Below are 15,558 nucleotides of genomic sequence, written 5' to 3' on the forward strand. Positions count from 1 at the left end.
CTATCAATTATCATAGCTTCCAAATCCCATCTTTTTATCCTCGCCAAAACTTGAGTTTAGCTCACGCTCTATCGTCGTTTTAAAGTCCTCAAAGGTAAAGATCCCATCATCTTTTATAGCGACTTTTAGTGCAGTATTTTTTAGCGCAAGGACGATCTGTGCGCCACTTAGGTTAAACTCAGCCAGCCTTTCTACGCTAAAGCCATCTTCAAAGCTCGCATTTTCAGGCAAAATTTTACGCCAAATGGCAAGCCTGCCGTTAAAATCAGGCTTTTTAAACTCGATCTTATAATCAAACCTTCTAGAAAATGCGACATCAAGACTTTGCAAAAAATTTGTCGTAGCGATCAGCACGCCCTCAAAGCGCTCGATCTGCTCTAAAAAGATATTTTGCATTTGATTATGCATCTTTTCAGCCCCACTAGAGCTCTCCACTCTCGTGCTTAAAAACTGATCGGCTTCATTTAGTAAGAGCACTGGCTCACTGCCACTTTTTTTGCAAATTTCTTTGTAAGTGTCAAAAATTTTCCTTACATTTTGCTCGCTCTCGCCGACATATTTGCTTAAAATTTTTGAGCAGTCAAAGCTTAAAATTTGCTTCTTTAGGCTCTTTGCAAGCCCGACGGCGCTCATCGTCTTACCAGTGCCAGGCTCGCCGTAAAATATGATCTTAGCGTCTATGTTTTTTCTAGTTTTTATGCCCCAGCTGCTAAGTCTAGCGAGCACTTTTTTATCGACTTGCTTTAGTATTGTACTTAAAAGCTGCTTTGTTTTTTCGTTTAGCACGACATCTTCTAGGCTCGTTACTGGCTCTATTAGCTCAAAAATTTCTTGCTCTTTTACTAGGCTTTCGATCTTGATTTTCTTGCTGTTTTTGTCATTTTTTGGATGCATTATGCTTTGCAAAATTTCTTCGTTTATAAAAAAGCTCTTGCTTACGTTGCCATAAGCGTTTAAAACCTCGTCGTAGTCGATTAGTGCGCCCTCGATGAGCCTTGAGCCATCCTCTAAAAGAGTGCGATTTTTGATGCGTTCAAGCTCGTCTTTGCTTATTAGTCCAACTAGTGTGTTTAAGTCACGGCCGTTTTCAAAGTCGCCCGCGTACTCCTCTTTTAAAAGGGCTAAAAATATGATCTGCTCTTTTTCGTCAAGCGAATTTTCTTTAAAAATTTGCTCTATCTTTAGACTGATCTTGCTTAGTTTTACACGCTCATTTATACGCTTTGTAAGCTCAGAAATTTGTTCATTTATTCGCTTTTTTGCATCACTTGAGCCATCGCCAAAAATAGCAGCCTTTGAGTAAAGCTCCACCTTTAAAAACTGATCTTTTAAATACTCCAAATGATCCTCATATGGCGTAAGCCCTGGTAAATTTATATCAGCGTTGCCATCTTCAAGAATTTTTAAAAATGTGGCTGATAGAGAAATTTCAGAATGAAGCAACGAAAGAAGCCCTTGCGCTGAAGCCCTTTGTGTGCTCTCAGGTATTTTAAAAAGACTATAATTTTGTACAATCCAACCGCTATCAAGCAAATTTTTTATAAATTTTAGATACAAAAGCTGCTTATCATTTTGTGTGCCAAAGACTGCTCCAAGTAGCTCAAAAACACTCATATTAGCTGTTCCTTGCACATAAGCTTTACTTAGATATTTTAAAATTTCTCCCTCTTCGTCGCCGCACTTTATCAGCTCGTAAATTTTGCTTTTTTTGAGGTCCTGGTTTAAAAAATCAAGCAAGTATTTCACTAAAATTTATCCTTCATCTGCTCTATTTGCTCTTTTAATACACGTTTTAACACCTTGCCAGTGGCATTTCTAGGCAACTCTTCGGCAAAATAGATACTCTTTGGTATCTTGAAATTCGCTAAATTTTTCTTCAAGTGCTCTCTTACCGTCTTTTCATCAAGATCCATGCCCTCTTTTACTTGTATGAAAGCGACAACCTCTTCATCAGCATGTACGTCTTTTACACCAATGACCGCTGTTGCTTCGACTGCTTCAAGTTTATAAATAACCTCTTCGATCTCGCGTGGATAGATGTTAATGCCCTTTGATATGATAAGGTCTTTTTTACGATCAACGATATAGATAAAGCCCTCTTCATCGACTTTGCCAAGATCTCCGGTCTTTAACCAGCCGTTTATTATGGTCTCATCAGTGATGCTTGGCATACCATAGTAGCCTTGCATGACGCAATCACCCTTTATGATGATCTCGCCGATCTGGCCAACTGGAAGCTCCATCATCTCATCATTTACGATCTTTACCTCATAACCATCAAGCACAGGTCCTACACTTAAAAGCTTTTGTTTATCATATAAATTTGCAGCTACGACTGGTGAGCATTCACTAAGGCCATATCCCTCGACAAGTGTTGCACGTGGAAATTTCACTCTAAAGTCATCTATCGTCTGCTTTGCAAGCGGAGCCGCACCACTTACAAATAATCTAATGCGGTTAAACCATCTAAAATACCAAGGAATTTTTGCCTTACCGATAGCTGTATAGATGGCTGGAATTCCTAAGAATACAGTTACACGCTTTAGCAAAGTTTGCTTTAACACATTTGAAAATGGAAATACTGATTTTACAAGAACCATCGAAGCGCTCGCAAATATCGGAAGCAACACCATTGCAGTTAGCGTAAAACTATGAAACATCGGCAAAAAGACTATGAAACGATCGCTTTTTTTCACTATGAAACGATCATGAGCTCCAATTAAATTTGAAAAGATATTTTTATAGCTTATCATCGCACCTTTTGGCTTGCCAGTAGTGCCTGAAGTGTAAATTATATGCATTAAATCATCTATTGCCGGATACTTTGTGATACTAAGAGCATATTTATGATTTAGAGTTTCTGTAAAATTTATGTTTTTAACGAGCCCATTATTTTCATAGCCTTTACTCATATCCTCTTTTGAAATTTGAGGTGTTGAAGTGAGATACGCGCTCTCGCCATACTCTTCATCAGTGTCTATATATTCATCTTTTGAGGCACTTTGAAGTTTCTTTGGTATTGCTCCGATCCAGATTATCTTTCTTAAAATTTCAAGCTCATTTAATGCGATTAACTCTTTTGCAAGCGAGCTAGACGCAAAAAGCACCTTTGCGCCGCAATCATTTATGATATATTCAAACTCGTTTGCTTTTAAAAAAGTATTCATAGGCACTGCGATACCGCCTATTGCGGTTATCGCAAGGTATGAAATAATAAATTCTTTCGAGTTTGTAACCGCCATAGCTACTTTATCACCAAATTTTACTCCAGCAAGCTGCAAATAAGCCGCCACTTTATCGACATTTTGCTTTAATTCGCGATATTTTAGCTTCTCTTTTTCTTCAAAAAGAACTACTTGATTTGGATTTTCCTTTGCTACTTTGGTTAAAATTTCATAAAAATTATTATAAGAGTATCGCATTATTGACCCTAACTAAAATGTATATTTAAAAGTCGTACCAAGGATTTGGATCGTACCAGTATCAAATTCCCCTGACATTTTTGTAGCAATACTGTTGGTAATACCTGTCGCACGCTTCTTATCACGGTGTTGATAAACATATCCAAGTGCCATTTCAAGATTTGGTGTAAATTTATAATTTACTCCAAAAGAATACACTTTAGATGTAGTATTTGGAAGCTCTAAGCCAGTATGCTTGCTACTTGTAATGTCTTCATCATAGGCAAAGCCAGCCATTAGTCTAAATTTTTCATTTACGTCGTAGGCAAGACCTAGTCTATATGTATTTGTATCTTTTGCATTTTTTATGACTGGATCGTCCATGAATCTTGCAAAAGCTGGATGCGAGTGAGCTGGGCCTTTATCCATGTATTCAAAGTCATAGCCTTTAAATTTAGACCAATACGTCCTCTCAAAAGCTAGCAAAAGAGTAAAGTCGCTAAATTTATATCCAGTTGCAAGCACAAGCTGAGCAGGAAGTGGGATCTCGACTTTTGTTTTGCCATGGTAGCTTATAGGTAGGTTATAAAAATCAGCATCTGTATGGCCTTTAAGTTCTAAATTTACATTTGAGCGGTAAGTAACGGCAAAGCTTAAATCCTCAATAGGTCTATAAGTAAGCGCAACATTATAGCCATAGCCCATACCATCGCCTTTTATCTCTCTGTAGCCTATCTGTCCAAAGTCACTTGCTATCTTACCTTTGGTGTAAACACCTCTAGCGCCAAGAGCAACGGCAAGCTTATCGTTTATGCGGTAAGCCACGGTTGGATTTAACTCAACAACTTGCAGCTTAAACCTTTTAGCGGTAAATGCAGTAGCTGGATTCTCCCATGATACACCAACAGCAGCAGGAACGGCAAGAGCTAAACCGAATTTCCAGTTTTCATAAATTTCTGGCGTTACAAAACTAAATGTACCAGCTAGCGAGTCAAATTTTTCTGACCTGTAGCTTTTGCCACTATCACTTTTAAACTCAAGCTTATTTATATGAAACCAGCCAAGGGTACTTTCTATGTGATGGCGTCCATCTAAAAACATCATATTTGCAGGGTTAAAATATGCCGCATCAGCCCCAAAACTAAAGGCTACGTTACTAGCAGCAAGACCTAAAGAATCAGCACTTTGCTCAGGAACTTTATAACCTCCAGCATTTAGCAAAGTAGATGTTGCAATAATGCTTAATAGCACTTTTTTCATAGTTTTTCCTTTTCGAAATTTCTTAAAATTTTTATCTCGTCTTCCCAAATACTCTCGTCAATCGTCTCTAATATTAAAGGAATTTCGCCTATTTTATCATCATTTATTATATTTTTAAAAGCACTAAATCCAAGCTCACCCTTGCCAAGACTCTCATGTCTATCTTTTTTCGAGCCAAGCCCAAATTTTGCATCATTTAAATGCATGCCAGATAAAAATTTATAGCCGATGATCGCATCAAATTCCCCCATCGTCTTGGCGTAGGCCTCTTTGCTTCTTAGATCATATCCAGCAGCAAATGCGTGACAGGTATCAAAGCAAACACCAACTCTGCTCTCATCGTCTACTCGCTCTATCAAATAAGCGATCTGCTTAAAACTAAAGCCTAAATTTGAGCCTTGTGCGGCTGTATTTTCGATGACTAGCTTTACGCTACTTGTGCGCTTAAGTGCCACGTTCATGCAGTTTGCAATATTATCTAAGCACTCTTTTTCGCTTATTTGTTTTAGATGTGAGCCTGGATGAAAATTTAAAAGCTCTAGCCCAAGCTTACTGGCGCGATCTATCTCATCTACAAAGGCTTCAAGCGACTTTGCTCTTGCCTCCTCATCTGGATGGCCTAAATTTATCAAGTAACTACTGTGTGGCAAAACATGCTTTGTGCTTATGCCAGAAATTTTTAGGTTTTCTTTAAACTGCTCTATTTCACTAGCACTTAGCTCTTTTGCATTCCACTGGCGTTGATTTTTTGTAAAAAGCGCAAAAGCATTTGCTCCTATTTTTGCAGCATTTAACGGAGCGTTAAACACGCCTCCAGCAGCACTTACGTGAGCTCCGATGTATCTCATTTTAACTCTTTTATTATCACTCTTATTTTGTTTTTGCTATCTACAAATTTGACGTAGTTGTCGCAAACCTCGTATTTTATAAAATATGAACTTAGATCTTGACTAAAACCACACTCCGTATTTATCAAGCCTTTGCCGTCGTAAATCTTTTCTTTTTGCAAAATTTCCTCAAAAAGGCTCTCATAGTGCGAAGCTAGAAAAAATTTCTCATTAAACTCAGTCTTGTTAAAGCAAGCATTATTTATGCAAATTTTATCTCTTATGTTTATGTTTGCGGTGTTTACGCCAGAGCTATAAATTTGCAAATTTAGCTCATTTTTATATTTATGAAAAAATCCAACATCATTTATCTTGATCATCGGAGAAAATAAAGTAACTTGAAAAGCTTGTGAATTTTGCGGCGTTTTAGTAGCCACGCAACCTGTAAAAATAAAAACAGACAACAAAGTAAATAAAAAATTTTTCAAAAAATTTTCCTTATTAATCTAAAATTAAGTATAAAAGAAATATAATCCCAACTTCATAACCGACATGTGGCCCATTCGTCTAGCGGTTAGGACATCGCCCTTTCACGGCGGTAACACGAGTTCGAGTCTCGTATGGGTCACCACTTCTAAAAATCAAAATCTTATCCATATAAGCTTTAAAATATAGTTAATCTTAAATATTATTTTTAATTGTTATTTTAAATTTTACTGGACTGTGCCGCTTTCAATTAAATGCGTTATTAAAATTTTAAAACCTAGAAAAATTAATATCGCTCCTCCCAGAAAGAGCGCCTTTTTCTCTAAAATTTCACCCATAAATTTACCTATATAAAAAGCAATCAAACTTAATGCAAAGCAGACTACACCGATGATGAGCGAGCTTTGAAAGATATTTATCTCTTCAAAGCTAAGTGTGACGCCAACGGCAAGAGCATCCACACTAGTGGCAAATGCCCCATACAAAATGGTCTTAAATCCTATCTTAAGATACTCACACTCCTCTTTGCTACAGGCCTCTTTAAACATTCTAAAACCAAGAAAACAGAGTATAAAAAATGCGATGAAATGATCAACCGAGCTTATAAATTTTGCAAAACTAATACCTAAAAGATAGCCAAGAAGTGGCATAAGAAACTGAAAAAAACCAAGCATAAAAGCAATAAATAAAATTTTATTAAGAGCTAAATTTTTATACCTTGCACCATTTGCCATATTTAGTGCTGCACTATCCATACTAAGAGCGAAGCTAAGAAGTAAAAGCTGCATAAATTCCCCTCAAAAAAGGGTGAATTTTAATGCAAAAATATTAAATTTATTTTAAGCGTTTAGATATTTTTTGTATGATTTTGCTTTAAACTTAAAAAAGGAGAGAAGATGAAAAGATCTCTTGTTATTCTTTGTGGCGCGCTTGCTTTAAATTTACAAGCAGCAAGCATGGATGATATGATAAACAAAGGCGTGAAAATCGCCACTCACGCATCAAGTGGCGACTATAAAAGCTTAGTTAGCGAGGCACTAAATGCCGCTGTGAGCGAGCTTTCAAAAGAGGGCTTTATAAACAACGCCACAGCTAAAATCCCACTTCCAAAAAGCCTTGAGATGGCGTCAAATTTAGCCAAAAAAGTGGGCGGCGAGAAGTGGGCGCAGGACCTTAGCAAGTCGATAAACAATGCTGCGACCACGGCTGTGCCAAAGGCTGCTGAAATTTTTAGCGAGAGCATAAAAAATATGAGCGAGGCTGATGTCAAAAAGCTCTTTAATGGCGGCAGCGATAGCGTTACGAAGTATTTGCAGCAAAGCTCCAGCCAAAAGCTAAAGGCGGCATTTACGCCGATAATTGAGAAAATGATGAGTGATAATAGCTTTGCGACTGCCTATAATGGGCTAAATTCTTTCATCGGTGGCTCAGCTAAAAACAACGAAACGATAAAATCAGTCAAAAGCCTAGCTAAAAATTTAGGCGCAAGCGAATATGTGCCAGATGATGGCGAAGACCTAAACGCATATATCACGAGAAAGACGCTAGATGGGCTATTTAATGTGATGAGCGAGAAAGAAAAGGGGCTAAGAAGCGGCTTTAGCCTAGATAGCGGCAAAAAGGTGCTTGACTCGATCTTTAAATGAAAAATTTAAGCGCTCAAAACAAAGCCGACATCGCTCTTATCGTAGTTGCTATCGTTTGGGGCGCTACGTTTTTACCCATGGCAAACGCGCTAAAGACAAATGGCGTCTTTGTCATGCTCTTTTGCCGATTTTTTCTCTCGGCTATCTTTATGGGCTTTGTCGCGCTTAAATTTACTAAGAAATTTGACAAAAAGAGCGTCATCTGCGGTGTTATCCTTGGCTCGGTGCTCTTTTTATCATTTGCCACGCAAACTTACGCCCTAAAGCTCACTTTTAGCTCGAGTGTCGCCTTTATCACGGGGCTTGAGTGCGTGATAGTCCCTTTTATGGCGGCTATCTTTTTTAAAAATAAGATAAGTATTTTTGCAATTTTAGGCGCTATCGTCGCTATTTTTGGGCTTTGGCTCTTAAGTGGCGCCACGCTCTCACTTGGGAGCGGCGAGGCACTAGCGCTTGTCTGCGCGATATTTTACGCACTTTATACTACACTAAATGGCCACTTTGTAAGAAAGAGCGAGCTTTATTTGCTTGTCTTTGTGGTCTTTCTCACCGTCTCTTTGCTCTCGTTTGTCTTTGCGTTTTTTGAAGGTAGCGTTGTGCCAAAATTTGATAGGGAATTTTTCATAGCGATATTTATCACGACGGTGATTGGCACCATATTTTGCTACTTTGTGCAAACGATCGCTCAAAGATACACGACCGCTAGCAAGGCGGCCTTGTTTTTCTGCCTAGAGCCAGTCTCTGCTGGGCTAATAGGCTACTTTTTTGCAGGCGAGATACTTAGCATCTGGCAAATTTTTGGAGCCATGCTCATCATCTTTGGCGTCATTTTTAGCGAATTTGGCAAGCAAATTTGCTCTAAATTTAAGCTCTAAAAGACAAAAAGCTTCATCTGTGAGTCAATTTTCTCATCTATAAACTCGCCATCAAATCTCTCTTTTAACATCTCTAAAACCGCCTTTTCATCGTAGTTTTTAGCTCCGTTTATCTCAAGGTGCCAGCAGATATTTTCAGCTGCTTCTTGCACACTTCGTCTAGCGATCCTAGTTTCGTTTAAAATTTCACTCTTATAAGCGATGCCTTGCTCATTTAGCCACGCTTCAAGCCTATCTACTACGTTTTTTTGAGAGAGCACGCGGCCAAATTTTTCAAAAAATGGCTCAAGTAGATCAGAGCTTCTAGGTTTGTCCCAGCCAAGATAGAGCTTTTGCTTGGCGCAGTTTTGAAATTTAGCAAAATCTTCATCGCTCGCAATGGCCGGGCTCATCGTGCAAATGGCGATATCAAAGTGTTTAAGGGGCTTAAATTCTCTCCACGAGCAAACTTCGCTGGTTAAATTTGTTACGCCAAATCTCTTTGCGTCCTCGTTTAAAATTTCTATCATCTTTTCTGAGCTATCAATGCCTGTTATATGTTTAGCCGTTTTTGATAAAAATATGCTCCAAACGCCCGTACCACAGCCGATATCAAGGATATCTTTGCCACTAAAATCAACTCCCCAAGCTAAGGCTTTAGCAAAAATTTGTTGCTGAATAGCACTTACTTTGCCATCAAACCTTTGATAATTTGACGCCTTTTTATCCCATAAATTTTGCATTTTAGCTCCTTATTTTTGGTTATAATTCTAGCAAAAAAGGTCAGAAATGAAAGATTTTATCTACAAAGCAATAATCCCACCACAAGCCATTGATATGCACGGACACATGAATAATGTCTATTATTTTACTCTTATGCAAGAGGCTGCATTTGCACACTCTGCAGCGGTTGGCGACACGGTTGAGGCGCAGTATAAAAGAGGCGAGATCTGGCTCATTAGAAAAAATGAAGCCAAATATATAAAAAGCGTAAAATTGATGGATGAGATAGAAATTCATACTTACACACAAGCTGAAGGCAAGGCGACTTCTTGTAGATACTTTGAGTTTAAAAAGGATGACGAGCTAATAGCAACCGGCAAGACCGAGTTTGTCTATATCGATCTAAAAACAAATCGCCCAAAAGCCATTCCGGCTGAGATAATCGCTCTTTATTCGTGATCACACTCATCACAAACGCCTTTTATCACGGCGCTTTTTATATTTTTAGCGACATTTAGATGAGGCATATCAATGTTCGTGACTTTATGACAGACATCGCAGATAAAGTACGCTTTTGCCTCATTTGCTAGTTCATAGTAGCTTTTATGATTATTTTCGGTTTTTATGACAAGGCCTTTTTTTTCAAAAATTTCTATACTTCTATAAAAAGTGGTTTTATTTGCATTAAGGCTTTCTAAAATTTCATCATAGCTTAATGGAGTTTTGGCATTTTGCAAAATTTCAACGAGCTTTATGCGAAAAGTAGTTGCTTTGATACTATGCTCTTCTAAGAAATTTCTTGCATTCATCCTTACCCTTTTTATTTTTTGTATATTAACGCTAAAAGTTTTAAATTTCATTTAAAAAGCACTATATTTAGGCTTTTGTACTTTAAGTTGCAACCAAGTTGCAATCTGCTAAACTTCCGCAATATTTTTTCAAACAAAGGAGAGATGGTGAGAAAGATTTTTGTTTTTTTAGCAGTTTGCGCTTTGTCACTTTTTGCAAAGCCAGTTGTTACGACTAGTATATTGCCTACAAAATTTTTTGTTGAGCAAATCGCTGGTGATACACTAAGCGTAAATACAATGGTTGGCAAAGGTGCTGATCCGCACACTTATGAGCCAAAGCCAAAACAGATGAAGGAGCTTGAAAAGAGCGAGCTTTACTTTGCTATTGGCATTGAGTTTGAAGATACTTGGCTAGAGCGTTTTTCAAAATCTTTTAAAAATTTACACATTGTAAAAACACAAGAAGGCATCGAAAAGATAGCTATGAGTGATGAACATGAACATCATGAACATCACGAGCATCACGAGCACAAGCACGAGGGCGAGCATAAACATGAGCATCACGAGCATCATGACCATGACCACGAAGCTGGCGAACATCATCACCATCATCATGATGGCCTTGATCCACACATTTGGCTTGATCCGGTTTTAGTAAAAACCCAAGCTGATAATATTGCTAAGGCGCTAATAGAGAAATTCCCGCAAAACGCAAAGCTCTATGAGGAGAATTTGGCTAAATTTAAAGCTAGTCTTGACGAGCTTGATAGCTTTATCAAAAATACTCTAAAAGATGTTAAAACTCGCGAATTTATCGTATATCACCCATCTTGGGGATATTTTGCAAAACGCTATAACTTAGAGCAAATTGCCATCGAGATAGAGGGCAAAGAACCAAAGCCAGCTGAGCTAAAAGAGCTCATCGAAGAGGCTAAAGAGCACGGTGTAAAGGTTATTTTCGTGGCTCCGCAGTTTCCAACAAAGGCTGCGAATTTAGTAGCAAAAGAGACTGGCTCAAAGGTCATAAGCATTGATCAGCTCCCAGAGAATTGGCTAGATGAGATGAAAAAAACAGCAGAAATTTTTGCTAAGAGTCTATAAAAATGTTAGCACGCCTGATTGTTATTTGCTTATTTGCTATAAATGCCTTCGGGTGTGCTCTTTGCTCGCTTTATAGCCCGACCGCTCACGTGAGCGTAAAATTTGACTCAAACGAAAACAATATCACTACAATTGCTTTTTCATGGACATTTTCGCAAAATTTCTCAGAGCTTATGAGGCAAAATTTTGACCTAAATCAGGATGAAAAGATAGATGAAAGTGAGATCAAAAAGATCCGCTTAAATTTACTTGATTATCTTGTGCCAAGGCACTATTTAACGAATATTGAGTACTTTTACAAAGATGAAAATGCTACAAAGCTTGAGCTAAATTTAAAAAAGTATAAACTCTATTTTGATGAGGGTAGATTAAAATTTGATGTTAGTTTTAAGACAAATTTGCTTATCAAAGATGGCTTTGTGGTGTCTGTTGAAATGGACGATAAAGAGGGATATTTTAATTTTAAATTTACGCAAAACAACGCATTTTTGGTATCAGATCAGTTTTGGACGATACCAAATCCAAATGCAAATTTAATATTTTTTACATTTTCAAGTAAAGCTGCAGCCAAGGCTCATAACGAAAAACCTGCATTAAAAGAGCTTCTAAAAGAGCCAAACTCAGTAAATTTTGAAGATGAAAATTTAAGCCAGATCGATAAGATCGATGAGGCTAAGTTTGATCTTGTTTCAAAAACAAGTCTAAGCATGCTTGATAGATTAAAGCAAATCCTAAGAAATTTTGATCAAAAAAGTCCGCTAACTCTGCTATTTTTAGCGCTCATATCATTTGGTTATGGCTTTTTACACGCTGCATCTGCGGGGCATGGCAAGGTGCTTACAAGCTCTTATTTTGCCGCAACTGGTGGAAGCTACACCAAAGCCTTTTTCTTCTCTTTAAAGATCGGATTTTTACATGTTGTGGGTGCGTTTATTTTTGTGCTTGCTAGTTTTATGATATTACGTGAGATCAGTAGCGATCTGACAAAAGATACAGCAAGCGTTACGACAGCATTTTCTGGAGTTATTATCTTTTTTGTAGCGATTTTTATGCTTTATAAAAAGGTCAAAATTTATCTTTCAAGCAAAAAAGAGTTAAATAAATTTTATATTTTTAGCTCAAGTTTAAGCCAAAATTTGAGTAAAAATACAAAATTTACTAGCGACTGCGGCTGTAATATCTGTACTACAAAAAAACCAAAAAACAAAGAAGAATGGCTAGTAGCAGCTGCTGCGGCACTTATTCCTTGTCCTGGCACGATACTTGTCTTTGTGCTAGCAAACGAGCTAGGCAGCTACTTTGCAGGCGTTATAAGTGGCCTATTTATGGCACTTGGCATGAGCGCAGTGATATTTTTAGCGGCTGTTTTTGGAGCCAAGATAAATGAGAGCACAAACATTAAGTTAAAAAAGTTTAAAATCTATGCCGAATTTATGGCTCTTAGCGTTATGCTTTGGCTTGGACTTTTTATTTTTACTACGACATTTACGCAAAAGAGTCTGTTTTGAAAGAAATTATAAAAATTAGAAATTTAAACTTTAGTTACGATAAGCAAGTGGTTTTAGAAGGTATCAATTTAGATTATAGTAGCGATGAGTTCTTAGCTATCATCGGTCCAAATGGTGGTGGCAAAAGCACACTTTTAAAGCTTATCTTAGGACTACTTAAGCCTCAAAGTGGCGAGATAAAACTCTTTGGAAAAGAGCCAAGCGAAGTCAGTAAATTTATAGGTTATGTGCCTCAAAATTTTCTCTCAAATCAAAGCTTTCCAATGATGGTTTTAGAAGTAGTTTTAATGGGGCTAATTGATAAAAAAATTTTTGGTTTTTACTCGCGAGATGAGAAACAAATGGCTCTTGGTGCCCTTGAGAAAGTTGACATGAAAGAATTTGCAAGTGCTAGAATTGGTGAGCTAAGCGGTGGCCAAAGACAGCGTGTATATATCGCAAGAGCGCTTTGTGCAAATGCAAAGGTCCTCGTTTTAGACGAGCCAACAGCCAGTATCGATACAAAGGGTCAGGCTGAAATTTATGAAATTTTAAAAAATATAAATGCAAGTGGTGTTGGCGTAGTTTTGGTAAGTCACGATCTAAATATCGTGCTAAATTATGCTACAAAAATCGCCTATGTGAGTAAAAATTTACATATTCATAAAACTCATGAAGATACTGCAAAAAGAGAATTTATAGAGCATTTAGCAAAATCTCATAGCCATTTTTGCGATGTCGAGATCGCACTTGGCGAATGTGAGTGCAAAATCAAAAGTAATGTTTTTAAGCTAAAGAGATAAAATGAGTGAAATTTTAGAGTTAAATTTTATGCAAAATGCCTTTATTGCTGGCATTTTAGTTAGTATCATTTGTGGACTCATAGGCTCACTCGTTGTTATAAATAAAATGACTTTTATCGCTGGCGGTATCGCGCACGGAGCGTATGGCGGCATCGGACTTGCCTTTTTCTTCTCGCTTGAACCACTTCTTGGCGCTAGCATATTTTCACTCTTTTTAGCCCTTATAATCGCCACTATCACGTTAAAAGATAAAACCAACATTGACTCAGTTATCGGTGCTATTTGGGCATTTGGTATGGCTATTGGTATCATTTTTATCGATTTAACTCCGGGATACAATGCCGATCTTATGAGCTATCTTTTTGGCTCTATCTTAGCAGTGAGTGGGCAAGATATAACATTTATGAGTATTTTAGATATCTTATTTTTAGCACTCATTGCCCTTTTTTATCGTCAATTTGTAGCTATTAGTTTTGATGCAGAATTTGCAAAGCTGCGCGGCGTAAATACAACATTTTTTCACTATTTATTAGTGTGCATGATGGCACTTTGTGTGGTGGCTACGATTCGTGTTGTTGGGCTGATTCTAGTCATCGCTCTTCTTACTATACCGCCATATTTAGCACAAATTTTTGCCAAAAGACTGGGGCTGATGATGCTAATTTCTACTGTCTTTTCAGTCGTTTTTTGCTTTAGCGGTCTATTTATAAGCTTTTATTTTAACCTAACAGGCGGAGCTAGCATAATCTTAGTTGCTTCACTTTGCTTTTTTGCTTTTTGTTTTAAATTTAAAAGCTTACGTCAGTAGCCCCTTCTTAACTGATAAAGCGTCCAAAAGACGAAGCAAATGGCTGTGAGATAGACACTAAAAAATAGAGCCAGCCATATAAATTTTATCTCAAGATCAAAATAAAAAACTACAGCGTAAAAAAGTGATCCTTGAAGCACAAATTGCCTAAATCCATTTAGTAAAAAGATGGCCACTGGGCGTTTTACGGCCTGAAGAGTGCTGCCTGAGACATTTATCGTGCCATAAGCTACGTAAGCAAGAGAATTTATACCAAGATAAAGCCCTGCTATCTCCAAAACTGCCGGCGTATCATCAAAAATTCTTATCATATCTTCACCAAAAAATCTAATAAAAACGCAAGCGAATGCACAATAGATAAGCAAAAAAAGAAGCGAAATTTTATAGCATTGCTTAGCTCTTTTAAAATTTTTAGCGCCATAGTTTCTTGAAACGATACTTAAAACTGCTGCGGCCATACCAATGGTAGGCAATACCAAAATTTGCTCTATCCTTAAAGCTATACCATATCCTGCTACGGCATTTACACCATAGTAGCTTATAAATTTTAAAAGTACAAGTGAGCCAAGCGACATCGATAGATAGTTCAAACAAGCTGGTAGAGCTTGCTTTGTAATCTTTGCCCAAATGCTAAAATTTGGCACAAAATAGCTTAAATTTCTTGGCTCGATCATCTTAGCTTTTTTAACTTTTGCAAAAAGGTAGATCATGCCCAAAAGCTGAACACTAGCTGTTGCTAGAGCAAGTCCTTTTACGCCAAGATCCAAAATGAATGCAAAAAAGTAGCAAAAAAATGCATTGATAAAAAGACCATAAAATAGCCAATTGCGGTAACTTTTTGTATCTCCAAGTGCCACAAGCACGCCGTTTAGAGATTTGATAATCAAGAAAAATGGTGCAGCAAGAAAGATAACACCCGCGTAATCAAGCGCCTCTTTTAAATAGTGATGATTAGCCCCTAAAAAAGTGAGCAAGTTTGGTGCTAAAAAATAGCCACAAAACCCCATAAAAATAGCAAATGCTAGCACAAAGATAATTCCATTTGCCGCATAAAATTTAGCCATTTTTATCTTTCCTGCTCCAAGGCTATTGCCTATTAGCGCAGTTAGTGCTGAGCCAAAACCAAGCCCAATGCCTACAATACTTAGATAAAGCAAAAAGCTCATAGCCATACCAGCTACGGCAAGGGTAGAAATTTTTGCTGCAAAAAATGTGCCGGTGACGTTATAAAGAGTATTAAACATCATTGCGGTGCCAGCTGGAAGTGAGAGCGAGATGATGAGCTTGTTTAACGGGTCTTTTAGTAAATCCATGGTTTGATTTTACGTTTTTTATCTTTAAAATTTGTAAAGGATAAAATCAATTAAATTT

The 15,558-nt window shown here is 37.5% G+C and carries 16 protein-coding genes and 1 tRNA gene; 8 read left to right on the plus strand and 9 right to left on the minus strand.

The features are described from left to right. Positions 1-3: 3 nt before the first annotated feature. Genes FZ949_RS07415 through FZ949_RS07435 form a run of 5 tightly spaced genes read right to left on the minus strand, consistent with a single transcriptional unit; the run spans position 4 to position 5,976 of the window. Positions 4-1,746: an ATP-binding protein gene (locus FZ949_RS07415; RefSeq protein ID WP_148790309.1), complete on the minus strand. Its 1,743-nt coding sequence runs from the start codon at positions 1,744-1,746 to the stop codon at positions 4-6. Continuing rightward, positions 1,746-3,422 carry a fatty acid--CoA ligase gene (locus FZ949_RS07420; RefSeq protein ID WP_103580371.1) on the minus strand — a complete coding sequence of 559 codons (1,677 nt, stop codon included), beginning with the start codon at positions 3,420-3,422 and terminating at the stop codon, positions 1,746-1,748. Before FZ949_RS07420 ends, FZ949_RS07415 begins: the two co-directional genes overlap by 1 nt. A gap of 12 nt (positions 3,423-3,434) precedes the next feature. Further along, positions 3,435-4,661, minus strand: coding sequence for an OmpP1/FadL family transporter (locus FZ949_RS07425; RefSeq protein ID WP_103580372.1), 1,227 nt, complete (start codon positions 4,659-4,661; stop codon positions 3,435-3,437). After that, the gene (gene nfo / locus FZ949_RS07430; protein ID WP_103580373.1) at positions 4,658-5,509 is read right to left on the minus strand and encodes a deoxyribonuclease IV; all 852 of its coding nucleotides are present in this window, start codon (positions 5,507-5,509) and stop codon (positions 4,658-4,660) included. The genes FZ949_RS07425 and nfo overlap by 4 nt, the downstream gene beginning before the upstream one ends. Further along, the gene (locus FZ949_RS07435) at positions 5,506-5,976 is read right to left on the minus strand and encodes a hypothetical protein (protein ID WP_148790310.1); all 471 of its coding nucleotides are present in this window, start codon (positions 5,974-5,976) and stop codon (positions 5,506-5,508) included. The genes nfo and FZ949_RS07435 overlap by 4 nt, the downstream gene beginning before the upstream one ends. Before the next feature lie 68 nt (positions 5,977-6,044). Between FZ949_RS07435 and FZ949_RS07440 the strand changes: the two genes are divergently transcribed. Further along, a tRNA-Glu gene (locus tag FZ949_RS07440) sits at positions 6,045-6,119 on the plus strand. Between the two features lie 82 nt (positions 6,120-6,201). Here FZ949_RS07440 and FZ949_RS07445 read toward each other — a convergent pair. Continuing rightward, positions 6,202-6,762 (minus strand): manganese efflux pump MntP, encoded by a 561-nt coding sequence (locus tag FZ949_RS07445; protein ID WP_103580061.1) that lies wholly within the window; start codon positions 6,760-6,762, stop codon positions 6,202-6,204. Positions 6,763-6,870: 108 nt separating this feature from the next. Between FZ949_RS07445 and FZ949_RS07450 the strand changes: the two genes are divergently transcribed. Together FZ949_RS07450 and FZ949_RS07455 are read left to right on the plus strand one after the other, a co-directional pair. Continuing rightward, a complete protein-coding gene (locus tag FZ949_RS07450; protein WP_103580060.1) occupies positions 6,871-7,620 on the plus strand; it encodes a DUF4197 domain-containing protein in 750 nt (249 codons plus the stop codon). After that, positions 7,617-8,495 (plus strand): DMT family transporter, encoded by an 879-nt coding sequence (locus FZ949_RS07455; protein WP_103580059.1) that lies wholly within the window; start codon positions 7,617-7,619, stop codon positions 8,493-8,495. Before FZ949_RS07450 ends, FZ949_RS07455 begins: the two co-directional genes overlap by 4 nt. On the opposite strand, the gene FZ949_RS07460 is transcribed toward FZ949_RS07455, so the two are convergent. Further along, a complete protein-coding gene (locus FZ949_RS07460) occupies positions 8,492-9,217 on the minus strand; it encodes a class I SAM-dependent methyltransferase (protein WP_107953520.1) in 726 nt (241 codons plus the stop codon). The genes FZ949_RS07455 and FZ949_RS07460 overlap by 4 nt on opposite strands. A gap of 46 nt (positions 9,218-9,263) precedes the next feature. Between FZ949_RS07460 and FZ949_RS07465 the strand changes: the two genes are divergently transcribed. After that, positions 9,264-9,656: an acyl-CoA thioesterase gene (locus tag FZ949_RS07465; RefSeq protein ID WP_054195995.1), complete on the plus strand. Its 393-nt coding sequence runs from the start codon at positions 9,264-9,266 to the stop codon at positions 9,654-9,656. Here the strand turns inward: FZ949_RS07465 and FZ949_RS07470 are convergent. Then, on the minus strand, positions 9,647-10,006 hold the full coding sequence (locus FZ949_RS07470) for a Fur family transcriptional regulator (RefSeq protein ID WP_084109795.1): 360 nt from the start codon (positions 10,004-10,006) through the stop codon (positions 9,647-9,649). The genes FZ949_RS07465 and FZ949_RS07470 overlap by 10 nt on opposite strands. Positions 10,007-10,153: 147 nt before the next feature. On the opposite strand from FZ949_RS07470, the gene FZ949_RS07475 reads away from it, so the two are divergent. From FZ949_RS07475 to FZ949_RS07490, 4 genes are read left to right on the plus strand one after another with little or no spacing between them, the layout of a single operon-like run. After that, positions 10,154-11,089: a metal ABC transporter solute-binding protein, Zn/Mn family gene (locus FZ949_RS07475; protein WP_103580057.1), complete on the plus strand. Its 936-nt coding sequence runs from the start codon at positions 10,154-10,156 to the stop codon at positions 11,087-11,089. Between the two features lie 2 nt (positions 11,090-11,091). Continuing rightward, entirely contained in the window at positions 11,092-12,597 is a 1,506-nt protein-coding gene (locus FZ949_RS07480; protein WP_103580056.1) for a nickel/cobalt transporter, read from the plus strand. After that, positions 12,594-13,379, plus strand: coding sequence for a metal ABC transporter ATP-binding protein (locus FZ949_RS07485; protein ID WP_107953524.1), 786 nt, complete (start codon positions 12,594-12,596; stop codon positions 13,377-13,379). Before FZ949_RS07480 ends, FZ949_RS07485 begins: the two co-directional genes overlap by 4 nt. Before the next feature lies 1 nt (position 13,380). Further along, positions 13,381-14,187: a metal ABC transporter permease gene (locus tag FZ949_RS07490; protein ID WP_087586738.1), complete on the plus strand. Its 807-nt coding sequence runs from the start codon at positions 13,381-13,383 to the stop codon at positions 14,185-14,187. Here FZ949_RS07490 and FZ949_RS07495 read toward each other — a convergent pair. Continuing rightward, complete coding sequence (locus FZ949_RS07495; protein ID WP_107953526.1) at positions 14,181-15,500, minus strand: MATE family efflux transporter; 1,320 nt, start codon at positions 15,498-15,500, stop codon at positions 14,181-14,183. The genes FZ949_RS07490 and FZ949_RS07495 overlap by 7 nt on opposite strands. Positions 15,501-15,558: the final 58 nt, after the last annotated feature.

Source organism: Campylobacter concisus, assembly GCF_902460545.1.
GTDB classification, from domain to species: domain Bacteria; phylum Campylobacterota; class Campylobacteria; order Campylobacterales; family Campylobacteraceae; genus Campylobacter_A; species Campylobacter_A concisus_AE.

Excerpts from the sequence above, each read along its gene's own strand:
- FZ949_RS07420 (WP_103580371.1), bottom strand. The coding sequence starts at position 3,422 with ATGCGATACTCTTATAATAATTTTTATGAAATTTTAACCAAAGTAGCA.
- FZ949_RS07425 (WP_103580372.1), bottom strand. The coding sequence starts at position 4,661 with ATGAAAAAAGTGCTATTAAGCATTATTGCAACATCTACTTTGCTAAAT.
- nfo (WP_103580373.1), bottom strand. The coding sequence starts at position 5,509 with ATGAGATACATCGGAGCTCACGTAAGTGCTGCTGGAGGCGTGTTTAAC.
- FZ949_RS07445 (WP_103580061.1), bottom strand. The coding sequence starts at position 6,762 with ATGCAGCTTTTACTTCTTAGCTTCGCTCTTAGTATGGATAGTGCAGCA.
- FZ949_RS07450 (WP_103580060.1), top strand. The coding sequence starts at position 6,871 with ATGAAAAGATCTCTTGTTATTCTTTGTGGCGCGCTTGCTTTAAATTTA.
- FZ949_RS07455 (WP_103580059.1), top strand. The coding sequence starts at position 7,617 with ATGAAAAATTTAAGCGCTCAAAACAAAGCCGACATCGCTCTTATCGTA.
- FZ949_RS07460 (WP_107953520.1), bottom strand. The coding sequence starts at position 9,217 with ATGCAAAATTTATGGGATAAAAAGGCGTCAAATTATCAAAGGTTTGAT.
- FZ949_RS07465 (WP_054195995.1), top strand. The coding sequence starts at position 9,264 with ATGAAAGATTTTATCTACAAAGCAATAATCCCACCACAAGCCATTGAT.
- FZ949_RS07470 (WP_084109795.1), bottom strand. The coding sequence starts at position 10,006 with ATGAATGCAAGAAATTTCTTAGAAGAGCATAGTATCAAAGCAACTACT.
- FZ949_RS07480 (WP_103580056.1), top strand. The coding sequence starts at position 11,092 with ATGTTAGCACGCCTGATTGTTATTTGCTTATTTGCTATAAATGCCTTC.
- FZ949_RS07490 (WP_087586738.1), top strand. The coding sequence starts at position 13,381 with ATGAGTGAAATTTTAGAGTTAAATTTTATGCAAAATGCCTTTATTGCT.
- FZ949_RS07495 (WP_107953526.1), bottom strand. The coding sequence starts at position 15,500 with ATGGATTTACTAAAAGACCCGTTAAACAAGCTCATCATCTCGCTCTCA.